This is a genomic window from Saccharopolyspora karakumensis, assembly GCF_004349225.1.
GTDB lineage: Bacteria > Actinomycetota > Actinomycetes > Mycobacteriales > Pseudonocardiaceae > Saccharopolyspora > Saccharopolyspora endophytica.
Genome location: NZ_SMLA01000002.1, coordinates 207821 through 230821, shown reverse-complemented (window position 1 = coordinate 230821; position 23001 = coordinate 207821). Strand labels below are relative to the sequence as shown.

Annotated in this window: 22 protein-coding genes; 8 read left to right on the top strand and 14 right to left on the bottom strand. The window is 71.2% G+C overall.

Going from position 1 to position 23001, the window contains the following annotated elements; translation table 11 throughout:
* Positions 1-87: 87 nt before the first annotated feature.
* Positions 88-1005, top strand: a complete 918-nt coding sequence (locus E1202_RS02385) for a LysR family transcriptional regulator (RefSeq protein WP_132680582.1) — start codon at positions 88-90, stop codon at positions 1003-1005.
* 11 nt (positions 1006-1016) lie between these two features.
* Here E1202_RS02385 and E1202_RS02380 read toward each other — a convergent pair whose 3' ends face one another.
* Both E1202_RS02380 and E1202_RS02375 read right to left on the bottom strand, forming a co-directional pair.
* A complete protein-coding gene (locus tag E1202_RS02380) occupies positions 1017-1706 on the bottom strand; it encodes a demethylmenaquinone methyltransferase (RefSeq protein WP_132680581.1) in 690 nt (229 codons plus the stop codon).
* Positions 1707-1740: 34 nt separating this feature from the next.
* A complete protein-coding gene (locus E1202_RS02375) occupies positions 1741-2865 on the bottom strand; it encodes a glycosyltransferase family 4 protein (RefSeq protein WP_207918424.1) in 1125 nt (374 codons plus the stop codon).
* Between the two features lie 177 nt (positions 2866-3042).
* Between E1202_RS02375 and E1202_RS02370 the strand changes: the two genes are divergently transcribed.
* Positions 3043-3894, top strand: a complete 852-nt coding sequence (locus E1202_RS02370; RefSeq protein WP_132680579.1) for an inositol monophosphatase family protein — start codon at positions 3043-3045, stop codon at positions 3892-3894.
* On the opposite strand, the gene E1202_RS02365 is transcribed toward E1202_RS02370, so the two are convergent.
* The 3 genes from E1202_RS02365 to E1202_RS02355 all read right to left on the bottom strand — a co-directional run bounded on the left by E1202_RS02365 (position 3887) and on the right by E1202_RS02355 (position 6067).
* Positions 3887-4402 carry a hypothetical protein gene (locus tag E1202_RS02365; RefSeq protein ID WP_235877571.1) on the bottom strand — a complete coding sequence of 172 codons (516 nt, stop codon included), beginning with the start codon at positions 4400-4402 and terminating at the stop codon, positions 3887-3889. The genes E1202_RS02370 and E1202_RS02365 overlap by 8 nt on opposite strands.
* 130 nt (positions 4403-4532) lie before the next feature.
* Positions 4533-5465 carry a 1,2-phenylacetyl-CoA epoxidase subunit PaaC gene (gene paaC / locus E1202_RS02360; RefSeq protein ID WP_132680578.1) on the bottom strand — a complete coding sequence of 311 codons (933 nt, stop codon included), beginning with the start codon at positions 5463-5465 and terminating at the stop codon, positions 4533-4535.
* A 104-nt stretch (positions 5466-5569) separates the two neighbouring features.
* Positions 5570-6067 carry a DUF3592 domain-containing protein gene (locus E1202_RS02355; protein ID WP_235877569.1) on the bottom strand — a complete coding sequence of 166 codons (498 nt, stop codon included), beginning with the start codon at positions 6065-6067 and terminating at the stop codon, positions 5570-5572.
* A gap of 91 nt (positions 6068-6158) precedes the next feature.
* On the opposite strand from E1202_RS02355, the gene E1202_RS02350 reads away from it, so the two are divergent.
* Complete coding sequence (locus E1202_RS02350) at positions 6159-7445, top strand: isochorismate synthase (protein ID WP_235877566.1); 1287 nt, start codon at positions 6159-6161, stop codon at positions 7443-7445.
* A 4-nt stretch (positions 7446-7449) separates the two neighbouring features.
* Here the strand turns inward: E1202_RS02350 and E1202_RS02345 are convergent, their stop codons facing one another.
* Positions 7450-8949, bottom strand: coding sequence for a M1 family metallopeptidase (locus tag E1202_RS02345; RefSeq protein WP_132680577.1), 1500 nt, complete (start codon positions 8947-8949; stop codon positions 7450-7452).
* A 247-nt stretch (positions 8950-9196) separates the two neighbouring features.
* The gene (gene menD, locus E1202_RS02340) at positions 9197-10876 is read right to left on the bottom strand and encodes a 2-succinyl-5-enolpyruvyl-6-hydroxy-3-cyclohexene-1-carboxylic-acid synthase (protein WP_132680576.1); all 1680 of its coding nucleotides are present in this window, start codon (positions 10874-10876) and stop codon (positions 9197-9199) included.
* 133 nt (positions 10877-11009) lie between these two features.
* On the opposite strand from menD, the gene E1202_RS02335 reads away from it, so the two are divergent.
* The 3 genes from E1202_RS02335 (at position 11010) to E1202_RS02325 (ending at position 14349) form a co-directional block, all read left to right on the top strand.
* Positions 11010-11933, top strand: coding sequence for a 1,4-dihydroxy-2-naphthoyl-CoA synthase (locus E1202_RS02335; RefSeq protein ID WP_132680575.1), 924 nt, complete (start codon positions 11010-11012; stop codon positions 11931-11933).
* 338 nt (positions 11934-12271) lie between these two features.
* Entirely contained in the window at positions 12272-13441 is a 1170-nt protein-coding gene (gene menE / locus E1202_RS02330) for an o-succinylbenzoate--CoA ligase (RefSeq protein WP_132680574.1), read from the top strand.
* Positions 13442-13476: 35 nt separating this feature from the next.
* The gene (locus E1202_RS02325; protein WP_132680573.1) at positions 13477-14349 is read left to right on the top strand and encodes a 1,4-dihydroxy-2-naphthoate polyprenyltransferase; all 873 of its coding nucleotides are present in this window, start codon (positions 13477-13479) and stop codon (positions 14347-14349) included.
* 135 nt (positions 14350-14484) lie between these two features.
* On the opposite strand, the gene E1202_RS02320 is transcribed toward E1202_RS02325, so the two are convergent.
* Genes E1202_RS02320 through E1202_RS02310 form a run of 3 tightly spaced genes read right to left on the bottom strand, consistent with a single transcriptional unit; the run spans position 14485 to position 16557 of the window.
* Positions 14485-15051 (bottom strand): DUF3558 family protein, encoded by a 567-nt coding sequence (locus tag E1202_RS02320; RefSeq protein ID WP_165943707.1) that lies wholly within the window; start codon positions 15049-15051, stop codon positions 14485-14487.
* A gap of 37 nt (positions 15052-15088) precedes the next feature.
* On the bottom strand, positions 15089-16186 hold the full coding sequence (gene cds1 / locus E1202_RS02315) for an L-cysteine desulfhydrase Cds1 (RefSeq protein WP_132680571.1): 1098 nt from the start codon (positions 16184-16186) through the stop codon (positions 15089-15091).
* Positions 16183-16557, bottom strand: a complete 375-nt coding sequence (locus E1202_RS02310; protein WP_328590933.1) for a DUF4229 domain-containing protein — start codon at positions 16555-16557, stop codon at positions 16183-16185. Before E1202_RS02310 ends, cds1 begins: the two co-directional genes overlap by 4 nt.
* Before the next feature lie 194 nt (positions 16558-16751).
* Between E1202_RS02310 and E1202_RS02305 the strand changes: the two genes are divergently transcribed.
* On the top strand, positions 16752-16976 hold the full coding sequence (locus E1202_RS02305; RefSeq protein WP_093414319.1) for a BldC family transcriptional regulator: 225 nt from the start codon (positions 16752-16754) through the stop codon (positions 16974-16976).
* A 322-nt stretch (positions 16977-17298) separates the two neighbouring features.
* Complete coding sequence (locus tag E1202_RS02300) at positions 17299-17496, top strand: hypothetical protein (RefSeq protein WP_132680570.1); 198 nt, start codon at positions 17299-17301, stop codon at positions 17494-17496.
* A 223-nt stretch (positions 17497-17719) separates the two neighbouring features.
* Here E1202_RS02300 and E1202_RS02295 read toward each other — a convergent pair whose 3' ends face one another.
* From E1202_RS02295 to E1202_RS02280, 4 genes are all read right to left on the bottom strand, one after another.
* Positions 17720-19186, bottom strand: coding sequence for a MinD/ParA family ATP-binding protein (locus E1202_RS02295; RefSeq protein WP_132680569.1), 1467 nt, complete (start codon positions 19184-19186; stop codon positions 17720-17722).
* 194 nt (positions 19187-19380) lie between these two features.
* Positions 19381-20379: a c-type cytochrome biogenesis protein CcsB gene (ccsB, locus tag E1202_RS02290; RefSeq protein WP_132680568.1), complete on the bottom strand. Its 999-nt coding sequence runs from the start codon at positions 20377-20379 to the stop codon at positions 19381-19383.
* Positions 20379-22004 (bottom strand): cytochrome c biogenesis protein ResB, encoded by a 1626-nt coding sequence (resB, locus tag E1202_RS02285; protein ID WP_132680567.1) that lies wholly within the window; start codon positions 22002-22004, stop codon positions 20379-20381. Before resB ends, ccsB begins: the two co-directional genes overlap by 1 nt.
* Positions 22004-22786: a cytochrome c biogenesis CcdA family protein gene (locus tag E1202_RS02280; RefSeq protein ID WP_132680566.1), complete on the bottom strand. Its 783-nt coding sequence runs from the start codon at positions 22784-22786 to the stop codon at positions 22004-22006. The genes resB and E1202_RS02280 overlap by 1 nt, the downstream gene beginning before the upstream one ends.
* Between the last annotated feature and the right edge of the window lie 215 nt (positions 22787-23001).

The following is a 23001-nucleotide window of genomic DNA, read 5'->3' as shown; positions in this document are numbered from 1 at the left end:
CGAACACCGCCGTTGGGCCGGACGAGAGAACTGTGATCCACCCCGCTCATGCTGGTCAAGCACTGAAAATTGATAGATTCATGCACCATGGGCATGGATCTGACGGTGCAGCAGCTCAGGCTGGTCCTCGCGGTGCACGACACCGGCGGGTTCACCGCCGCCGCCGAGCAGCTGCACCTGGCGCAGTCCTCGATCAGCCGCGCGGTGCGCGACGTCGAGCGCAGGCTCGGCATCACGCTGTTCCAGCGCACCACCCGCAACCTGGTCACCACGCCGGAGGGCGCCGAGTTCTGCCTGGTCGCGCGGCGGGTGGTGGACTCGTTCGACGCCGGGATCAACCACTTCCAGGGTTTCCTGGCAGGCACCCGTGGCCGCGTCCGGGTCGCGGCGCTGCCGTCGATGGCGGCGACCCTGCTGCCCCCTGTCGTCTCGGCCTACCGCGCGGAGCACCCGGACGTGGAGCTGTCGATCGAGGACGGCATGTCCGACGAGGTCCTGGCCAAGGTTCGCGCGGGCACCGTCGACCTGGGCGTCACCGTCGTCGCCGAACCGCTGCCCGACCTGGCCGTGCACCCCATCGCCACCGACCGGATGTGCGCGGTGTTCCCGCAGGAGCACCGCTTCGCCGCGCGCGAGGCGCTGACCTGGGCGGAGCTGGCGAGAGAACCGCACATCGCGTTCGCGCCGAACTCCAGCATCCGCCAGCACGCCGATCGCGCCTTCGCCGCCGCGCAGGCGCATCCCCGCGTCGTCCTGGAATCCGGCAACATCACCGCGGTCGCGGGGCTGGTCGCCGCAGGTCTCGGCACCGCCGTCATGCCGGGGACGGTCCTACCGCTGATCGCCTTCGCGGGCCTGGTCCACGTCCCCCTGGCAGCACCGGAGACGCACCGGCGCATCGCGGTGATCCGCACTCCCCATCACCCGCAGCCCCCGGCCACCAGGGCTTTCACCCGATCCCTCACCTGGACCAGGACCACGACCCCCGAAACGACCTGGCTGTGAGCCGCTTCGCGTCAGGACGGGTTCTTGGCGTGGTGGACGGTCACCACGCCGCTGGTGAGGTTCTTCCAGGTGGTGTCGGTCCAGCCGGCCTCGCCGATGAGCTCGGCGAGGGCTCGCTGGTCGGGCCAGGAGCGGATGGACTCGGCGAGGTAGACGTAGGCGTCCGGGTTGGAGGAGACCGCGCGGGCGATCGAGGGCAGCGCGCGCATCAGGTAGTTCATGTAGACGCCGCGGAAGGGCTGCCACGTCGGGGTGGAGAACTCGCACACCACCAGGCGACCGCCGGGCCGCACCACGCGGCGCATCTCGCGCAGGCCCGCGACCGTGTCGGCGAGGTTGCGCAGGCCGAAGGAGATCGTCGCGGCGTCGAAGGCGTCGTCGGCGAACGGCAGGTGCAGGGCGTCGGCCGCCACCAGCGGCACACCCCGGCCCTTGCCGACCGAGAGCATGCCCAGCGAGAAGTCGGCCGCGACGCAGTAGGCGCCGGAGCGGGCGAACTCGACCGTCGACACGCCGCTGCCGGCAGCGAGATCGAGGACCTTCTCGTCCTGCTGGGGCGCGAGCAGCTGCCGGGTCACCTTCCGCCAGCGCCGGTCCTGCCCGAAGGACAGCACGGTGTTGGTCAGGTCGTACCGACGCGCGACGCCGTCGAACATCGCCGCGACTTCGCGAGGGTTCTTGTCCAAGCCTGCCCGAGACACACCTGAAGCGTACGTGGCCCGCTCCGGAGCCGGTTCAGGCAGCTGCCGACTCCACGTATCCGCTCACCGCCGCGTAGTGGTCCACCAACTGGCGGCACAGGGCGGGCCAGGTGCGACCGGCGACGGCGTTGCGGGCGTGGGTGCCGAAGCGCTCCCGCAGCGCGGGATCGCGCAGGTCGGCGATGGCGCTGCGCAGGGCCGCGGCGTGCTCGGCGTCGTCGTGCGCGGGCAGCAGGTAGCCGGTGCGCCCGACCTCGACCAGGTCGCGGGGACCGCCCGCGTCCGGGGCGACGACCGCGACGCCGGAGGCCATCGCCTCCTGCACCGCCTGGCAGAACGTCTCGTGCGGGCCGGTGTGCACGAAGACGTCGAGGCTGGCGTAGATGCGAGCCAGCTCGTCGCCGGTGCGCTGACCGAGGAACGCGGCGTTGGGCAGTTCCGCGCTCAACCGCTCGCGCTCCGGGCCGTCGCCGACCACGACCAGCCGCACGCCGGACGTGCCGTCGAGCTCGGCGAGCCGCTCGATGCGCTTCTCCGGAGCCAACCGGCCGACGTAGCCCACCAGCAGTTCACCGTTCGGAGCCAGCTCGGCCCGCAGCTGCTCGTCGCGCTTGCGCGGCGTGAACCGCTCGGTGTCGACGCCGCGGCCCCAGCGGTGCACGCGCGGAACGCCGTGCTCGCGCAGCGTCTCCACCGCCCAGGTCGAGGGGGCCAGCGTGCGGTCGGCGTGGCAGTGCAGGCGGCGGATCCACTTCCACGCCGCCTTCGCGGTCAGCCCGAGCCCGTAGGACTCGGCGAAACCCGCCACGTCGGTCTGGTAGACGGCGACCGTCGGGACGCCCAGCCGGCGCGCGGCGTTCATCCCGCGCGCCCCCACCACGAACGGCGAGGCCAGGTGCACCACGTCGGGCGCGAACTCCTGGAGCCCGCGCAGCACGCGGCGGCTCGGGAACCCGATGGGCAGCGACGACACCATCGGCAGGTCCATCGCGGGCAGCCTGATGACCGGGAAGCCCGCGTACTCGTCCGGACCGGGTCCGGGTGCGATGACCAGGGCCTGGTCGCCTCGACGACGCAAGTGCTCCAGCACCCGCAACACCGAGTTCGTCACTCCGTTGATCTGCGGCAGGAAGCTCTCGGTCACGATCGCGATGCGCACGGACAACACGGTCGCCGCCGGTTCCGGCGAGCAGCCGAAGGCAACGTGACGCGATCCCCAACGACAACCGAAGAGCACCCCAACTCGCCCATCGGCCCGCAAACGTGGCTTGCGGCTCCTCAGCCGGTCACCTCGACGTTGCTGAGCGGTCACTCGCCGCGCGGAGGCTGGGGACGCATGACGGCCCTGCCTACTCCACCCGCCCAGATCGAACCGGCCCTGGTGTCGCGGGCGTTCGAGGTCGCCGGTCGGCTTGCCAACGACGCCGCCGACGTCATCATCGCGACCGCGGGTAGAGGGGCGCGGCCCGAGCCCAGCGAGTCGCCGTTCGACTGGGTCACCGACACCGGCCGCACCCTCGAACGGCACACCCGCCGCATCCTCGCCGACGAGTTCCCCGGCACGCCGGTGTTCGGCGAGGAGTTCGGGGACGAACCCAGCGTTCCGCCGCAGCAGGGCGCCTCGGAGTTCCGCTGGTCGGTCGACCCGGTGGACGGCACCGCCAACTACGTGGCCGGGCTGCCCTGGTGCGCCTACAGCCTGGCGATGCTCGACGGCTACGGGCCCGTGGTCGGCGTGGTCGCCGACCCGTACCGGACCCAGATCTACGCGGCCGCGCGCGGCCGGGGCATGCGTGCCAACGGCACCCCGGTGCGGTTGCCCGACCGGTCCGAGATCCGCGGCGGCATCGTGTGCACCGAGCTGACCAAGAACGGGCCGTGGCCGGGCATGGACCGGTTCATCACCAACGCGGCCAGCGCGCAGGTCGGCGTGCGTTTACTGGGTTCACCGGCGCTGGCCATCACCCAGGTCGCCCTCGGCCACACCATCGCCGCCGTGCTCGACGACTACGAGGAGTGGGACGTCGCCGGCGCGCTCGCGCTGGCCACCGAGGCCGGTGCCACGGTCCTCGACCGGCGCGGCGAGCCCAACCCGCTGCCGCGCGACGGGCTGCTCGTCGCCGCGCCCGGTGCGGCCGTCGAGGTCCACGAGTGGTGGGCGCAGGCAGCCGAGGTGCCGGCTAGCTGACCGGTTCGGGCAGGACGGCCGAGATCGGGCGCAGCAGCGGGAACCGCCCGCGCAGCTCGCCCACCCGCTCGGGATCGGGGTCCTCGACGAGTTCGAGCACCTCGCCGGTGACCGCGCCGAAGCGCTTCTCGACCTCCGCCAGCTCCTCGCGCACCCGGCCCGCGATCTCGACGTCGCGGGAGGTCGTCCCCAGCCCCCGACCGAGTTCGGCGAGGACCCGCAGGTTGGGCAGCTCGGCGTCCATCCGGCGCACGACGGTCAGCAACCGGTTGCGGGCCTGCTGCGAGGACATCGCCTCGACCGCCCGGCTCGCCCGCAGGACCGCCTGCTCGCAGTGCTGCACGAACGGTCCCCAGCCGTCCGGCTCCCGCTGCGGCAGCGGCTCCGGTGCGGGTTCGGGTTCCTCCGCGACCTTCGCGACGGGACGTCTGCGCACCGCGAGCACCACGCCCGCACCGGCACATCCCGCCATCAACGCCATGAGCACCTGCAACCAGATCTCGTCCACCCGCGTTGCGCCCTTCCACTAGTCCCCGACCGAGGAACGCGGAAGGCCCCCAGGCCACTGCTTCCGCCGCTCGCTCCGATACCCCCTCGATCACTGTGCGCCCGGCCGGTGCTCATCGGCTTGCGGGGAACTACTCATATTCCATTGCATTTCTGAAACTTCGCTCGTCCTGCGGCTTCTGCGGGGGCCGACCGCTGGCCAGCCCCGCCCTGACCAGGTACTGCATGTCGGCCAGCAGGAACTCCATGGATTCGGTGTGCGCGCCGTCGCGACCGCCCGGCCGGACGAACTCGCCGAACTCGGTGGGCGCCGGGCGCTGGAGGCGCGCGATGGAGAACACCTCGTCGAGCCCCTGCCCCACCTGAACGCGCAGGCCGGACGGGTCCACGCCGCAGCCGGCGTCGGCCAGCCGCGCCTCGACCGGGTGCGCGGTGAACAGCTCCGCGGACAGCGGCCACACGCGTTGCAGGCCGGCGCTCATCAGCCGCGATCCGCTCGGGCTCTGGTCGCCCAGCTTGATCACCCACTGCGCGGCGTGGTTGCGGTGTTCGGCGAGCCGGTGCAGCGACCTCGCCGCCAACGTCCCCAGCACGGCGTCGCGGCAGGTGGCGAGCTCCTCGAAGACCGCGAGGCGCCAGGTCGTGAACAGCAGCAGGCGGGCCACCGTGGTCGGGAAGTCACCGCCCGGCCCAGGACCGCAGTCGATCTCCGCCAACCGCACGTTCCGGTACTCGGCCGGTTCCCGCTGGTAGGCGAGCACGTCCTCGTCCTGCTCGCCGCGCACCTCGACGGCCCGGCCGAACAGGATCCGCGCCTGCCCGAGCAGGTCGTAGGCGATCTCCCCCAGCGCTGCGGATTCCTCCAGGCCCGCGCGCATCCCCCACTCGGTCAGCCGGTGGGCGAGGACCAGGGCGTCGTCGCCGAGCATCGTGCAGTACAGCGCCAGATCGGCGGGATCCACCTCGGCGGGCACCGACCGGTCGACGGTGGACAGCACAGGAGCACCGAGCACCCACTGCTGCTGAACCTGCGGCCCGTCGGACAACGCTCTAGGGGTGTTCATGGGCAGACCTCGCAGACGCGGGGTCGGCCCTTCGGAGTGTGACCACCGACCCCCTTTCGGCGGATACCCAGTTTGGCATCGGCCGAAAGGCCCCGGAAGGGTCCTCAGTCCCTGTCGGATCTCCTGAGCAGCCAATACGTCGGCAGCAGCACCGCCCACAGGACCGCCAGCGTGCTGAGCACCGGCAGCAGCGAGATCACCGCCGTGCGACCCGCGACGCGCACCAGGTCGGGGTTGCGGGAGTCGTACTCGACTCGCACCAGCTGCCCCGCCTGGAGGTCGGTCGGGTAGATCACGCCGTTCGGCGGGATGTAGACCCGCCCGTCCTCGGTGTTGAACCGCACGACGGTCCGGGTCAGCGAGGTGTCCACGACTTCGGCCACCGCCTGGCCTCGGGATTCCACGATCGTGCGGTCGTTGATGAAGCAGGCAACGATGATCGACAAACCCATGACCGACAGCAACAATCCGGTGATCAGCACGCCCCGTGCCACTCGGCGGCGGACACGCCCAGGCGAGGGCTGGGCCACCGACTGATCACCGTCCGTGTCTGAGCCGGTCACCGAGTCGGCCGCGTTCTGGGTCACCGCGTCGCCTGCCACGGTGACCGATTGTAGGGGCCGGGGGTCGTGTCCAGGGCCACGCGGCCGCTCAGCCCACCCGGATCGGCACTCCGAATACGCTCCAAGCGTGGTGACTACATCCAGGCGGCTGACGGCGCGCACCCGCAGACTCGATCCTGCTGACCCACGGCACGACCGCCCGCTGCTGGACCTGCTCCCCGGCTGCGAGTCGCTGAGCTGGGTCCGCGAGGGCCAGGGCCTGGTCGGATGGGGCTGCGCGGCACGGCTGGACACCTCCGGCGCGGATCGCTTCACCGACGCCGACGCGTGGTGGCGGCAGCTGTGCGGGCACATCGACGTCGACGACGCCGTGGGACTGCCCGGCTGCGGACCTGTCGCCTTCACCAGCCTGGCGTTCGCCGACCGCCCCGGCGACTCGGTCCTGGTGCTGCCCGAGGTGATCATCGGCGAGCGGGACGGCGTCCGCTGGATCACCACCATCGGCGACGCGCCCGACCCGGACCCCGAGCCGGTGCGCCAGCCCGGCACGGTCTCCTACAGCGATGGCCGGCTGTCGTCCACGGCGTACCGGCAGGCGGTGACCGAGGCGGTCCGGCTGATGCGGGAATCCGGTGGTGAGCTCCGCAAGGTCGTGCTCGCGCACGACCTCGTCGCCAACACCTCCGAGCCGCTCGACGAGCGCTTCCTGCTGCACAACCTGGCCGCGCGCTACGCGAACTGCTGGACCTTCGCCATCGACGGCCTGGTCGGAGCCACCCCGGAACTGCTGCTGGAGCGGCGCGGTTACGAGGTCCGCTCCCGGGTGCTGGCGGGCACGGCCTGGCCGCACCCGGGCCGCACCGACGACGAGCTCGCCGCCGAACTGCTCGGTTCGGCCAAGAACCGCAGCGAGCACGCCTACGCCGCCGAGTCGCTGGCCGAGAAGCTGCGCCCGTTCTGCAGCGAGCTGTCGGTCCCGACGTCGCCGTCGGTGCTGCGGCTGCGCAACGTGCTGCACCTGGCCACCGACGTCGAGGGCAAGCTCGCCGACACGCCCGACGGGTCCGGGTTGCTGCACCTGGCGGAAGCCGTGCACCCCACGGCGGCGGTCGGTGGCACCCCGACCGAGGACGCCGTCCCGCTGATCTCCGAACTCGAAGGCATGGACCGCGGTCGCTACGCGGGTCCGGTCGGCTGGATCGACGGCGCGGGCAACGGCGAGCTCGGCATCGCGCTGCGCTGCGGGCAGGTCGAACAGCAGAGCACCGCCGGAGCGGGCTCCGGCGGTGCTCGTGGCGGCCGGGTCCGGCTGTTCGCCGGAGGCGGGATCGTGCCCGACTCCGAACCGGACCTGGAGGTGGCCGAGGTGGAAGCGAAGCTCCTCCCGGTGCGCGAAGCCCTGGAAGGAGTGCGCTGACCGGCTAGTGGTCGTGGAGGTGCTCGTGCGCGCGGTCGATCTCGGCGACCGCCGGCGGCGTGGGAACGCTCTCGCGGGCCGCGCTCGCGGCGACCCCGGCCGCCGGGTTCACCGCGGGCTTGCCCTTGGTGAACAGCCAGGTGGTGAACACCTCGTCGAGCTTCTTGCCGGACTTCTGCTCCGCCAACTCGATGAACTGCTCGATGGTGCCGGTCGAGAACCGGTGCTCCGCCGCCCAGGTGCGGGTGATGTCGAGCATCGCTTCGTCACCGACGACGCTGCGCAGCGCGTGCAACGTCATCGCGCCCCGGTCGTAGACGGCGTCGTGGAAGACGTTCTCGGCACCCGGGTCTCCCGGCAGGACCTGCCAGAACGGGTCGTCCGCCGGGTGGGAGTTGTAGTAGTGGTCGAACAGCTCCTGCGCGGTCCCGGTGCCGTGCGCCTCGGACCACAGCCACTCCGAGTAGGACGCGAATCCCTCGTTGATCCAGATGTCGCGCCAGGTGTCCACCGACACCGAGTCGCCGAACCACTGGTGGGCGTTCTCGTGCACGACCACCGACACGTTCGCCGCGCTCTGGAAGAACTTGTGGCTGTAGGTCGGGCGGGTCTGGTTCTCCAGGGCGAAGTTCAGGCCCTCGGACGGGACGACGCCGCCCTGCGCGGAGAACGGGTACTCGCCGAACAGCTGGGTCAGGAAGTCCACGACCTCCGGGGTGCGCTCGATGCTGGCCTTGGCCGGTCCGGCCAGCGGGCCGAGCTCGTCGGAGTAGGCGGTGACGAACGGCTGGCCGAACGCACCGGTCTTCCTGCTGATCTCGTACTGGCCGATGGTCATGAACGCCAGGTAGGTGGCGGTCGGCTCGGTGTTGCGCCAGTTCCAGGTGGTCCACCCGCCGAGGCTGGTGTTGCGGGTGTTCACCCCGTTGGAGATGGCCTCGGTGCCGTCGGGCACGGTGACCGCCACGTCGTAGGTCGCCTTGTCCCTCGGGTGGTCGTTGCCGGGGAACCACCAGGAGGAGATCTCCGGCTGGCCGATCGCCAACGCCCCGTCGGAGGTGCGCACCCAGGGGTTGAAGCCGTCGACGTCCGCGGTCGACGGAGTGCCCTCGTACTCCACGACGAAGGTCGCCATCTCGCCCTGCGGCAGGGTCGCCGGCGGGGTCACGGTGAGCTCCAGGCCGTTCTGGGCGAACTGCGCCGGCATGCCGTTGACCCGCACGGACTTCGCGGTGAGGGCGAAGTCCAGGTTGAACGCCGTCAGGTCCTGCGTGGCGGTCGCGACGATCGTCGCGGTGCCCTGCAGGCGGTCGTCGGCGGGCTGGTAGCGCAGCTGCAGGTCGTAGTGGGAGACGTCGTAGCCGCCGTTGCCGTAACCGGGGAAGTAGGCGTCGCCCGCTCCCGGCGCGCCCGGCCCCTCGCTCCCCGCCAACGCCGGCGCGGCGAACACCGCGCTCGCGCAGCAGGCCGCGATCACCGCGCGCAGGCCCTGTCGTCGAATCACCCTGCCACCTCCTCGAACTTCTCGGTCCGATCAGGAGACTAGGCAAACACGTTCACACCGGGTGCGCCTTTTGCACCGAGTTTTTCCCATCACCAGGCGGAAAAACGCGAATACACACCAACGGGCTAACGCACGCGTCCGGCCACAGTGGCCGGACGCACCCCGCCTCGCCTGCGGCTGACACAGGGCGTTCACGACCCCGAGACGCACATCGCGTTCCACCGCAACGGTTTTCGCGCAGTCGCCCTCAGCCGAGCAGGGCGGAGCGGACGGCTGCGTGGAGCCGCTGGTGCACCGCGCGCAGCTCGTGCCGGTTCGCACGCACCTCGACGACCCGCAGACCGGGTTTCGGACGCAGCGCCCCGCGGAGCTCGGCGTGGCCCGGCACCTGGACGTGCTCGACCCCGTGCGCCGCGCACAACCGGCCCAGGTCGGTGCCGTGCGGCGTGCCGAAGACGCGGTCGAAGGAGTCGCTGTGCTCCGGACCGCCCTGCTCCAACAAGCTGAAGATGCCGCCGCCGTCGTCGTTGAACACCACGATCGTCAGGTCGGGCCGCTGCTCGTACGGGCCGAGCATCAGACCGTTGCTGTCGTGCAGGAACGTCAGGTCGCCCAGCAGTGCGTACGTCGGACCGCCGTGCCCGGTGGCTGCGCCGAGCGCCGTGGACACGGTCCCGTCGATGCCGGCCGCCCCGCGGTTGCGGTGCACCAGCACGTCGGGCCGCTGCCGCGCGGCGAGCGCGACGTCCCGGCTCGGGTTCGACGACCCGAGCACCAGCAGCGAGTTCTCCGGCAGCGCGTCGACCACCTCGCGGGCCACCGCCGGGCCGTTCGGCCACCGCTCCAGGTCGAGGGCGGCGTGCAGCGCGGCAGAGGCCTTCTGGTCGGCCTGCTGCCAGGCCGTCAGCCACTGCGGGTCAACGGGTTCGGGACCTGCGGAGCCGGCCCCGAAGGTCTCGGCGACCTCGCGCACGTTGTGCGCGGGCGCGGGCCAGCCGATCCCGCCGTGCGCCAGCAGCACCTCCACCCCGGAATCGGCGAGGAGCTGCTGGACCTGGCGGAACACCGTCGGACGTCCCACGCACAGCACCTGCTCGGGCCGGTGCTCGCGAAGGAACTCGGGCAGGTTGAGCAGCCACATCCCGGTGCTGATCGCAGCCGATCCGGACACCCCGACGCCGCCGACCTCCGACAGCACGGGCCAGCCGACGCACTCGCCCCAGGCGCTCGCCTCCTCGGCACCCCAGTCGCCCACCAGCACCAGTCCACGACCGGAGCTCAACCGCCCCAGCGAACTCGGCGACGATCCGCGGTCGGCGACCTCGGTCCACCGCTCACCGCCCTGTCGCCCCTCCAGCGGCTCGAACCACTCGGTGTCGCCGTCGGGCACCAGCGGCTCCCGGAACGGCAGGTTGAGGTGCACCGGCCCGCCGCGCATGCCGCTCGCTGCAGCAGCCCAGGCACGGCACACCTGACTCCGCCAATAGGCGTTCTGCCCGGACCGCGCCTCGGCGACGCCGAGCTCGTCGAACAACCGCACCTCGCTGCCGTACAGCCGGTGCTGGTCGATGGTCTGGTTCGCGCCCGCCGCGCGCAGCTCCGGAGGCCGGTCGGCCGTGATCACCAGCAGCGGCACTCCGGCGTGGTACGCCTCGCTGACCGCCGGGTGCAGGTTGCTCGCGGCGGTGCCGGAGGTGCAGAACACCGGAACCGGCTGACGGGTGCGCGCGGCCAGGCCCAAGGCCAGGAAACCGGCGCTGCGCTCGTCGATCCGCACGTGCAGCCTCAAACGCGCAGCGTGCGCGGCCCGGTGCAGAGCGTAGGCGAGAGGTGCGTTGCGCGACCCCGGGGCGAGCACCGCGTGGCGCACCCCGTTTCGGACGAGCTCGTCGACGATGACCTCAGCCTGGGCTGTGGACGGGTTCAACCGATCACCTCTGAAATCGCCTGGCGGACAACGGCGGAGGGTCCGCGGCTCCCTCCGTCGACGTCCACGCAAGCACCGGGCGGTCGCGGGGAGGACCCCGCGCCGAGCACTTGCGCCCCCTATTGTCCCAGGTGTGCAGAATCCCGTTGTCTCTGAGCTGTTCGATCCGAAGTTGTGGGAGCCCATCGAGGGCTTCGACTTCACCGACATCACCTATCACCGCTGCGTCGAGGACGGCCCCGGCAAGGGCACGGTGCGCATCGCCTTCGATCGCCCCGAGGTCCGCAACGCCTTCCGCCCGCACACCGTCGACGAGCTCTACCGCGCCCTGGACCACGCGCGGATGAGCAGCGACGTCGGCTGCGTGCTGATCACCGGAAACGGCCCGTCCGAGAAGGACGGCGGCTGGGCCTTCTGCTCCGGCGGGGACCAGCGCATCCGCGGTCGCTCCGGGTACCAGTACGCCGGTGGCGAGACCGCCGAGTCCGTCGATCCGGCGCGCGCCGGCCGGCTGCACATCCTCGAGGTGCAGCGGCTGATCCGCTTCATGCCCAAGATCGTCATCGCGGTGGTCCCGGGCTGGGCCGCCGGCGGCGGGCACAGTCTGCACGTGGTGTGCGATCTCACCCTCGCCAGCGCCGAGCACGCCATGTTCAAGCAGACCGACGCCGACGTCGGCAGCTTCGACGGCGGTTTCGGGTCGGCGTACCTGGCACGTCAGGTCGGGCAGAAGTTCGCCCGCGAGATCTTCTTCCTCGGACGCCCCTACACCGCCGAGCAGGCCCACCAGATGGGCATGGTCAACGAGGTCGTCCCGCACGCCGAACTGGAGGCCACCGCGTTGCAGTGGTCCCGGGAGATCAACGGCAAGTCCCCGACGGCGCAGCGCATGCTCAAGTACGCGTTCAACGCCATCGACGACGGGCTCGTCGGTCAGCAGCTCTTCGCCGGTGAGACCACCCGGCTCGCCTACATGACCGATGAGGCCGTCGAGGGCAGGGACGCGTTCCTGCAGAAGCGGGACCCCGACTGGTCCCCGTTCCCCTGGTACTTCTGAGACTTCCCACTCCTCTTCGGGCAGCACTCCGGACAGGAACAGCCCCGGAGGGCGTTCCTCCTCCGGTGTCTCCCGCGCGGGCCCGGCCGGGCCGGTGTCAGCACCGGCCCGCGGCCGGCCCTGCGGCGAACACGACGACTGCTGCGGATGCGGCGGAGTCCCGGCGAAGACCGGGACGACCAGCACGAACACGAGAAACATCGCCTCCTCCTTCCGCTCACACCTGGAACATCGACCGAACCTTTCGAACACTTGATCGCTCGAACAGGTGAGCTAGTGGCGAAGCTCTCGGGTCACCGGCGGCGTCGGCACCGGCGCCGGTGCCGAGAATGGAGCTCATGCCGAACCCCCGGGAACTCCAGCCGCTTCCAGCCCCCTCGGGAACCGGCGCGCTGGACGTGCTGCCCGCGCTGCGCCGCGCGCTGGACGGTGAAGGTCCCGCGCTGCTGCCGATCGCGGCCGACGCCCCCGGGCAGGCGCAACACCTGATCGGGCCGCTGAACCCCGGCGAGGACGCCGAGCACGACCCGACGGCCCTGGTCATCGCCACCTCCGGCTCCACCGGAACCCCCAAGGGCGTGCTGCTGCCCGCCGGTTCGCTGCGCGCCTCGGCCGAGGCCACCCACCGCAGGCTCGGCGGCCCGGGCGAGTGGCTGCTGGCGATGCCCGCGCACCACGTCGCCGGCATCCAGGTCCTGGTCCGCGCGCTGATCGCGGGCACCACCCCGCGCGCGGTCGACACCTCCGGCGGCTTCCGCCCGGACGGCTTCGCCGCGGCGGCGCGCGAGCTGCCGGCCTCGGACCGCCCGCGCTACACGGCCCTGGTCCCGACCCAGCTGTCCCGGTTGCTTCACGACGGCGGCGAGGGCCTGGACGCGCTGCGCGGTTTCGACGCGGTGCTGCTCGGCGGCGCCGCCACCCCGCCCGCCCTGCTGTCCCGGGCCCGGGACAGCGGCGTTCGCGTGACCACCACCTACGGCATGAGCGAGACCTCCGGCGGCTGCGTCTACGACGGCGTCCCGCTGGACATCACCGAGGTCGACGTGGACGGCGAGCTGGGGCCGATCCGGCTCACCGGACCCATGTTGGCCAGGGGTTACCGCCACCAGCCTGACGCGGCCGCGTTCGCGGGCGGCTGGTTCCGCACCGGCGACCTCGGTCGCTTCGCCGACGGCGAGCTGGAAGTCCTCGGCCGCGCCGACGACATGATCATCACCGGCGGGGAGAAGGTCGCACCGCTGCCGGTCGAGCGGGTCCTGGCCGAGCAGCCGGGCGTCCACGAGGCCTGCGTGCTGGGCGTTCCCGACCCGGAGTGGGGGCAGGCGGTGGTGGCCGCCGTCGTGCCCGATCCCGCCGCCCGGCCGGACGAGGAGGTCCTGCGCGCCGCCGTGCGCGAGCGCCTCGGCGCCGTGGCCACCCCGAAGCGCATCGCGCTGGTGGACGAGCTCCCGCTGCGCGGCCCCGGCAAACCGGACCGGCGCGCGCTCGCCGAGCAGCTGACCTGCTAGCCGGGGGACTTGCCGGGTGAGCGAAGATGAGGCTCATGGCGACTGTCGCGCAATGGATCGAGGGTGCCCGTCTGCGCACCTTCCCGAATGCGATCGCGCCGGTGCTGGCCGGGTCCGGTGCCGCCGCGGGAGTGGACGAGTTCGACCCGCTGATCGCGCTGCTGGCGCTGGCCGTCTCGGTCAGCCTGATCATCGGGGTGAACTTCGCCAACGACTACTCCGACGGCATCCGCGGCACCGATGACTCCCGCGTCGGCCCGTTCCGCCTCGTCGGGTCGCGGTCGGCGCGGCCGGGCGCGGTGCGCAACGCGGCCTTCGCGTGCTTCGGGGTGGCGGCGCTGGCCGGGATCGGCGTGGTCGCGCTGAGCGGTCAGTGGTGGATGCTGGCGATCGGCGCGCTGTGCATCGCGGGCGCCTGGTTCTACACCGGCGGCAGCAAGCCCTACGGCTACGCCGGGATGGGCGAGCTCGCGGTGTTCGTGTTCTTCGGCCTGATCGCCGTGCTGGGCACGATGTTCGTGCAAGCCGGAACGGTCTCGGGCTTCGGCATCGGAGCCGCCGTGGGCGTCGGCGCGCTGTCCTGCGCCGTCCTGGTGGCCAACAACCTCCGCGACATCCCCTCCGACCGGGTCACGGGCAAGCGGACCCTCGCCGTCATGCTCGGCGACCGGGACACCCGCACGCTCTACACGGCTCTGGCGCTGGTCCCGTTCGTGATCACGGTCCTGATCGGCCTGCGCAACTCCTGGGCGCTGCTGGGATTCCTGGCTCTGCCCCTGCTGCTCATCCCGCTGCGGGCGGTCGTGCGGGGAGCCACCGGCCGCTACCTGGTCCCGGCGGTCCGGGACACCGGGTTCGCCATGCTCGCCTGGGGCGCCATCACGGGTCTGGCGCTGGCCTTCGGCTGACGCTGATGTCCCGCGGCGGGCGCGCCGCTGCGGGACACCGCTCGATCAGGCATCCGCAGGCCGCGCACGCCGACCACGAGGAGGCGCGACGGCGCCGAGCTGCGCGACCCGGTCAGGGGCGGACGACCTTCCGCGTCACGCGACCACGGCGGGCAGCACGTACTGGGCGACGTCCGAAGCGATGCCGCACTGGTCGGTGTCGGCCTGGTCGGCGATCACCACGATCTGCAGGGTCGCTCCCGCGACCGGGGCGTAGACGGTGCAGCCGTCGGCTCGCAGGACCTGCGTGCCGCGAACGGCTCCCAGCTCGACCTCCTCGGTCCCCAGGTCGGCGAAACCGGGGGCCTGCGCTCCGATGAGCACTTCCCGGCCTCCGCTGCGGTCCGGGAACCCGCAGCCGCGCACCGGGGGCTGGATCCCCACCTCGCGCGCCCGTCCGGGCTCGACCTCGAAGGCCAGCGCCGCGATCTCGTCCGGCCGGACCAGCCCGCACAGCTCCTGCGCCGACATCGATCCCAGCATCCGCCGCTGCTCCGGCGGAACGTCGCGGGTGATCGACGGAGCGGTGCTGGTCGCCGTGGACTCCTCGGAGGTGCTGGGCTGCGAGGACGGCGGCCCAGGCACCACCTGCTGCACAGCGGTGCAGCCGGTCAGCGCGGCGCTGGAGAGCACCGCGCTGACCAGCAGGCGCTTGGGGACCACCGGACCTCCTCCCACGCAAGATCGTCGACGTGCGGCCCTAGTCTGCCTGGAACTCGCCGGTGCTGTGGAAGTGGTCCAGGATCTTGCGCGGGGCCTCGAGGTCCATGCCCTGCTCGGCGACCCAGCGGTCGTCGAAGTAGGTGTTGGTGTAGCGCTCGCCGCCGTCGCAGAGCAGCGTGACGATGCTGCCCTTGCGGCCCTCGGAGAGCATCTGGGAGATCAGCGCGAACACGCCCCACAGGTTGGTCCCGGTGGAGCCGCCGACGCGGCGTCCGAGGATCTGCTCGGTGCAGCGGATGGCCGCGATGGAGGCGGCGTCCGGGACCTTGATCATCCGGTCGATGGCCTGCCCGATGAACGACGGTTCCACCCTCGGCCTGCCGATGCCCTCGATGAGCGAGCCGGAGTCGCTGGTGAGCGTGGGGTCGCTGTCGCGCCAGGCTTCGAAGAACACCGAGCGCTGCGGGTCGACGACGGCCAACCGGGTCCCGAGCCTGCGGTAGCGCAGGTAGCGGCCGATGGTGGCGCTGGTGCCGCCGGTGCCCGCACCGACGACGATCCAGGCGGGTTCCGGGTGCGGTTCGAGCGCGAGCTGCTCGAAGATCGACTCGGCGATGTTGTTGTTGCCCCGCCAGTCGGTGGCGCGTTCGGCGTTGGTGAACTGGTCCATGAAGTGGCCGCCGAGCTCGGAGGCCAGCCGCCGGGACTCGGAGTAGATCGCGCCGGGCTCGTCGACGAAGTGGCAGCGGCCGCCCTGCCACTCGATGAGCGCGACCTTCTCGCCGCTGGTGGAGCGGGGCATCACCGCGATGAACGGCAATCCGAGCAGTCGGGCGAAGTAGGCCTCCGAGACCGCCGTCGATCCTGACGAAGCCTCGATCACAGGTGTGTTTTCGGTCACCCAGCCGTTGCAGATGGCGTAGAGGAACAGCGAACGGGCCAGTCGGTGCTTGAGCGAACCGGTCGGATGTGTTGACTCGTCCTTGAGGTAGAGGTCGATCCCCCACTCGGCGGGCAGCGGGTACCGCAGCAGATGGGTGTCGGCGCTGCGGTTCGCGTCGGCCTCGATGATCCGGACGGCCTCGCTGGTCCAGGCCCGCGTGCGCTCGCAGGAGCGGTCGATGTCGCTGGTCATTCGGCATCCGCCGGGGCGTCGCCGCGCAGTTCGGCGCGCAACCGCTCGCGGCGTTCGCGGCGGTCCTTGGTGCGCTCGGCCATGCCGACCGCGACGCGGCGCCGGAGCGTGCCGAAGACCAGCAGCGACAGCGGCATGACCACGACGACGGACACGGCGATGGCGACCAGGACCGGAACCTGGGCCAGCATCAGCAGCACCGCCACGACCGCGACCAGGCCGAACCGGGCCGCGGTGTAGAGCGCGATGTCGCGGGCCAGGTTGGGCTTGACCTCGGACGTCTCGCCGGTCGGCTGCTCAGGGCCCGTTCCGGGGGTCGCGTCGACCGCGGTTTCGGGCTCGTCGGTTCTCGTCTCCTGCTGTTCCCGCACGTCATCCAGGGTAGAGCACCCGCGGGCGCGATCAGCCCGGCGTCCGGGACCGCAGGTCGGAGCGCCCGAAGCGCCGTTTTCGTCCCTTACCTTCCCTTTACCTAAACCCAAACGTTCGAGTACCTGCCCCCTCAGGTGCCACGATTGCGACCGGAATGCCCGAATGCCAGTTATCGCAAAAGTGGAGGTCACACGTGACCGCGTCGACTCAGCAGCCTCGCCAGAACGGTCAGGAGCAGCTCCTCACCCCGGGTGAGGTCGCGGCGCTCTTCCGGGTCGACCCCAAGACCGTGACCCGATGGGCGACCGCCGGCCGGATCGGTTCGATCCGGACCCCCGGTGGCCACCGTCGCTTCCGCGAGTCTGAGGTCCGCACCCTGCTGGCCGAGCTGACCAACGATGTGAACCGCACCGCCTGACCGACCGGTCCGGCAGCGGCGAACATCTCGAAGCGGCGCGGACGTCAACGCAGCGGTGCGCAGGACCACTTGCCAAACCCCTCGTGGTGAGTGCCCCGGGCACCGCGGCAGGCGCCGGAGGAGCAGTCGCAACAGTCGAGAATCGCTGCACCAAGTCGAAGATCGCTGGGCGGCCGGCCGATGACGACCGCCGTCCCTGGTGACGCCTCGCACGTCCGCGAGGCGTCACCAGGGACCCCCGCTGGAACCGGACACCTCCGGACAAAGACACCGCCGTCTCTGATTGGCTAGTGTCGTAAGCGGAACGTTGGAGGTGGCCACGATGATCTATGCCCTCGCCGCCATTGGCGCGCTCACCATCGCTGTGCTGATGTGGAAGGCGTTCGGCCCGCAAATCGCCTCGCCGCCCGCCCGCAGAGCCCCGGTCGCCCCCGACGACGACCCGGAATTCCTCCGCAAGATCGCCGAAGAACAGCGCAAGAACAAGCGCCCGACGGACGAAGACGGCGGCCTCAAGTAAGCAGCCCAACCCCTCAGGCAGCCCGAACCCGTCAGGCAAGCGGCGAAGCCGCTTTCTCGGTACCCCGAGCAAGCAACCGGCACCGCCGCGGGTTCTCAGACGTCTTCTGGTGAGGACAGCCGCAGCGCCGCGTATCCGGTTAATACTCAAGTCGCGGATCCCGGAGCCAGAAGGCGTCTGAGGTTCCGCTACCCGCACCGCCAAGCAACCCGGCCACGGAGTCTTAGGACTGGACCTGGCGGCCAGGAGCGTGGGGGAAGTCGTCGGCGACCATTGCTGCCAGCTCCAGCAGCGCCATCCGCGTCGGAGCCGCCAGCTGGTCGAGTTCGACCTCCGCGCCTTCTTCGAGGTGCGGGTCGAACGGGATGCGCGAGACGGCGCGGCAGCGGGACGCGAAGTGGGCGCCGAGCTTGTCCACGTCGACCTTGCCCGATGCCGGGCGCACGGAGTTGATGACGGCGACGGAGCGGGAGACCAGGTCGCCGTAGCCGTGGGCGTCGAGCCAGTCCAAAGTGGCCGATGCGCTGCGGGCGCCGTCGATCGAGCTGGAGGAGACGATCACCAGCGAGTCGGCGACGTCGAGCACGCCCTTCATGGCGGAGTGCATCAGGCCGGTGCCGCAGTCGGTGAGCACCACGTTGTAGAAGTGCTCCAGCAGCGTCACGGTGCGCCGGTAGTCGTCCTCGCTGAAGGCCTCGGACACGGCCGGATCCTGCTCGCTGGCGAGGATTTCCAGCCGGCTCGGGCCCTGCGAGGTGTAGGAGCGGACGTCGCTGTAACGACGGATGCGGTGCGCGTCGCGCAGCAGGTGCCGAACGGTCGCGGTGGTCTCCAGCGGGATCTTCTGGCTCAGCGTGCCGCGGTCCGGGTTGGCGTCGACGGCGATGACCCGGTCGCCGCGCAGCGAGGCGAAGGTCGCGCCGAGCGTGGCGGTCGCGGTGGTCTTGCCGACGCCGCCCTTGAGGCTGAGCATCGCGATCTTGTAGCAGCCCTGCAGCGGCTGGTTGATCCGCGTGATGAGCTCGCGGCGTCGCCGGTCGGTCGGTCCTTCGCCGAAGTTGACCGTCTTGCCGCTGGCGACGTAGACGGCCTTGCGCCAGCCGGACTGCGGCGGTCGCTTGGTCTGCCGCAGCAGCTGCGCGGACGACAGATCGGCGTTGGGCTGCGGCTGCTGGTGCCCGGGTCGCTGCGGACCCGGCTGCGGCTGACCGGGCTGCTGGGGCGGCTGCTGCGGGTACGGCTGGCCGGCCGGGAACGGTCCCGACGGACCGCCGGAGACGGGCGCGTACGGGCTCACCGGCACCGGCCCGGAGCCACCTTCGGCGACCTGGTGCGGACCCGAGACCTGGTGGGGGCCGGACTGGGTCCCCGGGTAGCCGGGCCACGGCTGCTGCTGCGGGTGCGGACCTGACTGGGACGGGTCGGGGTACACCGGCGCTCCGCTCGGGTAGTACGGCTGCGGGGTGTCCGCGACCGGGTAGGGACCGGACACGTCGGGCTGCGACGGGTCCACGTACGACGGTTCGGGGTGTTCGGGAACCGGCTTGGGCTGGTGCGGCCGCGTCTCCGGGTCGGTGTAGGAGCCGTTGCCGCTCTTGCCCCCGGCCTCGGTGCCGGCCGGGCCGTCGGCCTGCGGCGAGACGGCACCGACGTCCCGCCTCGTCTCGGGCTCTTCGTACTGTCCCGTCACCGTCGCCGTCCCTCCAACGTTCGAGCCGAGCTGTGCAGTGCTTGCGCACAGCAACCTAAACCCACACATACCCCCTAGTCACCATAGGTGGCAGGTACGCGCCGCGGGTTTCTCCGGTCACCGAACGCGATTCACGCCACGGCTGCGAGCCGAACGCGCCGTCGCACTCCTGCGAACGCCGGATCGAGTGCTGCTCACAGACCGGCGTAGGAGTGCAGACCCGTGACGACGAGGTTCACGAAGAACAGGTTGAAGATCATCACTGCCAGGCCGAGGACGTTGATCCACGCCGAGCGAACCCCGCGCCAGCCCGCGGTCGCGCGGGCGTGCAGGTAGGCGGCGTAGACGATCCAGGCGATGAACGCGCAGGTCTCCTTGGGGTCCCAGCCCCAGAAGCGGCCCCACGCGGCCTCCGCCCAGATGGCGCCGGCGACGATCGCGAAGGTCCACACCGGGAAGATGATCACGGTGGCGCGGTAGGCCATCCGGTCCAGCGCCTGGCTGGTGGGCAGCCGCGAACCGAACTTGGCCATCTTCAGCGGGTTGTTCTCGTACCGGCAGCGCAGCAGGTAGAGGACGCTGGCGACACCGGCGAACAGCAGCGCGCCGCTGGAGACGATCGCGGCGGCGACGTGGATGACGATCCAGTACGACTGCAGCGCCGGCTGCAGCGGCGCGGCCTCCGCGTAGAGCACGGTGCCGGACAGGAACAGCAGCAGCGTCACCGGCAGCATCAGGAAGCCGCCGAGGCCGCGCAGCTGGGCCGGAGTGGCTTCGCGGCGGGCGTTGCGCAGCTGCCGGAACAGCACGATCAGCCAGGCGGCGACGGCCGCCAGGCAGATCGCCGAGCCGAACTCGTACATGTTGCCCCACGGCACGCGACCCGTGGCCAGGCCGCGGGTCAGCAGGGAGCCGAAGTGCACCAGCGCGCCGAGCACGGTCATCGACACGGCCATGCCGCCGAGCCGCTCGGCCACCGGCCGCTTGGGCTGCGCCGGGACGTGCCCGACGACGTCCTTGCCCTCGGACGACTTCTCCGCGCCCACCAGCGCGGCTTCGCGGGTGCGGGTCGCGGTGGCGACCCTGCCGTAGGCGAACTCGCCGAAGTACAGCAGCATCGACGCGATGTAGATGACCACCGAGGTGGCGTAGGCCATGTCGCTGTAGTTCGACAGCGTCTCGTTGACCGGCATCAGCTCTTCCTTTCGCGCGCGGTCCCAGCGTCCGCGCGGGGCTGGGGCGAGTGGTCGACATCCGCACCGAGCAGGTCATCGGCGATCCGGGCGAACTCCTCGCCGTAGCCGGCCTGGTCGGTGCGGGCGAGCCCGCCGACCTCGACAACGGTACGCGCGGCGGGGCTTTCGCCGGATTCCGGGTGCGGAGCGGCCCGCACCCAGATGCGGCGGCGCTTGACGATCAGCGAGGTGCCGAGTCCGAAGATGATGAGCACCGCGAAGGCCAGCACCGATGTCTGGAACGGGTCGTGCGAGACCTGCAGGTTCGCCCAGCGCTCGACGCCGTCGAAGCGGACCGTCGTGCCGTCGTCGAGGCGGATCTCCTCGCCGACGCGGACGTTCTCGCGGGCGACCCGGTTGAGCCTGCCCTGCTCGACCATCGACTGGTCGACGCCGAAGATCGACTGACCGCGTCCGGAGTCCAGGCCGAGGTCGCCGCGCATCACGTCGATGGCCGCGGTCGGGTCCAGCAGGTCGGGGAACCCGGAGCTGAGGATCTTGCCGTCGAACGCCGCGGTCGGCGCGAACAGGCCGGTGATGGCCAGCTGGCTCTGCCTGCGCTGCACCTCGTCGGTCACGCCGGGCTGGTCGAACTTGGTGGCGCCCTGCGACAGCATCGTCTGCGGCGACATCGGCTGCCACTGCACGAGTCCGGTGCGCTGCTGGCCGTCCGGCCAGGTCACGGTGAACCGGGGCGCGTAGCCGTTGCCGGTCAGGTAGATCCGGTCGCCAGCGGTGCGCAGCGGGTGGTTGACCTGCAGCGTGTAGGGCTTCCAGGTGTTTGTCTCCAGCCCCTCGCCGGACTGGTACTGCATGCCCACGCGGTAGTTGGCCACCTGACCGTTGGGCTGGTAGTCGACGTCGAAGTCGTCGACCTTGACGCAGAACGGGGACAGCTGGGTGCCGTCGACCGACAGTCCCGCGCGGAACGAGTCGTAGTTGTAGGTGCCGGAGTTGCAGAACTCGGAGCCGTCGGCCACCACGATGACCTGGCCCTCGTAGCCGTAGAGCTTGCCGCCCGCGAGGCCGATGAGCAGTCCGACCAGCGCGAAGTGGAACACGAGGTTGCCGACCTCGCGGAGGAATCCGCGCTCGGCGCTGATCGACCGGGCTCCGTCGGTCTCGGTGTGCTCGACCATCCGCCAGCCGCGCAGCCGCGTCTTGGCCGCGGCGATGGCCTCGTCGACCGAGGTGTCGTCGAGCGTCTTCTCCGCGTGGTGCGGCAGCCGGCCCAGGTTGCGCGGGGTGCGGACCGGCTTGCTGCGCCACTGCTTGTAGTACTCCCAGCAGCGCGGCAGCAGGCAGCCGATCAGCGAGATGAACAGCAGCACGTAGATCGAGGCGAACCAGACCGAGCTGAAGACCTCGAACATCCCGATCTTGTCCAGCAGCGGCGCGATGTCCGGGTGCTGCTGGAAGTACTTGTCCACTTCGGACCGGTTCAGCGAGCGCTGCGGGATCAGCGCACCCGGCAGCGCGGCCATGGCCAGCAGGAACAGCAGCACCAGGGCGGTGCGCATGGACGTCAGGCCGCGCCAGGTGTTGCGCAGGAAGGCGAGGGCGGTCGTGAGGTGGTCGCGCATCAGATCGGCGTCTCGAATCCGGCGATCGGGCCACGAAGCATCGAGATCAGCTCTCCCCACAGACCGGTGACGAGCAGCAGGCCCACCACCACCAGCAGCACTCCACCCGCGATCTGGATCGCCCGGCCGCGCCGCCGCAGCCAGCCCGCGCTGCGCACCGCCCAGCGGGCGCCCAGGGCCAGCAGCACGAACGGGACGCCGAGGCCGACGCAGTAGGCGAGCACCAGCAGGATTCCGCGCAGAGCGGTGCCGGTGTCCACATCGGTGCCGGCGGCGACCGAGATGACGCCGACCAGAGTCGGTCCCAGGCACGGGGTCCAGCCGAGGCCGAACACCGCGCCGAGCAGCGGTGCGCCCCACACCCCGGCGCGCGGCACGCGGTGCACCCGCACGTCGCGCTGCAGGGCGGGGATCAGGCCGAGGAACACCAGGCCCATCGCGACCGTGACGACGCCGCCGATGCGCTGCAGCAGCAGCTCGTTGGTCAGCAGCGCGTCGGACACCCCGAGCAGCAGCAGCGCTCCTGCCGCGAACACGACGCTGAAACCGGCCACGAACAGCAGCGCGGCACCGGCGACCCGCCATCGACCGCGCCGGTTCTCCTCGGTTTCGGCTTCATCGACCGGCGGCGAGTCGGCGCCCACGACACCGGCGAGGTACGCCAGGTAGCCGGGCACCAGCGGGACCACGCAGGGCGAGGCGAAGCTGATCGCCCCGGCGAGCGCCGCGATCGCCGCCGCGAACAGCAGCGGTCCGGACGCGGCGAGCTCGGTGGGGTTCACGCTTCGAGGGTAGGAAAGCCGACGTCGCCCTCACGCACCGGGCTCGCTGAACCGGCCCGCGAACCCCCAGGTGAACGCGATGCCCAGGCACGAACCCGGCACCAGCAGGACCTTGGTCCCACCCATTCCAGGACCAACGCCCACCCCCAAGAGGCAGAAGTCACAGCAAAACGTCAAGCAAGCGACGAGGTCGCTTTCTCAGCACCCACCACCGT

Excerpts from the sequence above, each read along its gene's own strand:
- E1202_RS02385 (WP_132680582.1), top strand. The coding sequence starts at position 88 with ATGGGCATGGATCTGACGGTGCAGCAGCTCAGGCTGGTCCTCGCGGTG.
- E1202_RS02370 (WP_132680579.1), top strand. The coding sequence starts at position 3,043 with ATGACGGCCCTGCCTACTCCACCCGCCCAGATCGAACCGGCCCTGGTG.
- paaC (WP_132680578.1), bottom strand. The coding sequence starts at position 5,465 with ATGAACACCCCTAGAGCGTTGTCCGACGGGCCGCAGGTTCAGCAGCAG.
- menE (WP_132680574.1), top strand. The coding sequence starts at position 12,272 with ATGCCGAACCCCCGGGAACTCCAGCCGCTTCCAGCCCCCTCGGGAACC.
- E1202_RS02325 (WP_132680573.1), top strand. The coding sequence starts at position 13,477 with ATGGCGACTGTCGCGCAATGGATCGAGGGTGCCCGTCTGCGCACCTTC.
- cds1 (WP_132680571.1), bottom strand. The coding sequence starts at position 16,186 with ATGACCAGCGACATCGACCGCTCCTGCGAGCGCACGCGGGCCTGGACC.
- E1202_RS02300 (WP_132680570.1), top strand. The coding sequence starts at position 17,299 with ATGATCTATGCCCTCGCCGCCATTGGCGCGCTCACCATCGCTGTGCTG.
- ccsB (WP_132680568.1), bottom strand. The coding sequence starts at position 20,379 with ATGCCGGTCAACGAGACGCTGTCGAACTACAGCGACATGGCCTACGCC.
- resB (WP_132680567.1), bottom strand. The coding sequence starts at position 22,004 with ATGCGCGACCACCTCACGACCGCCCTCGCCTTCCTGCGCAACACCTGG.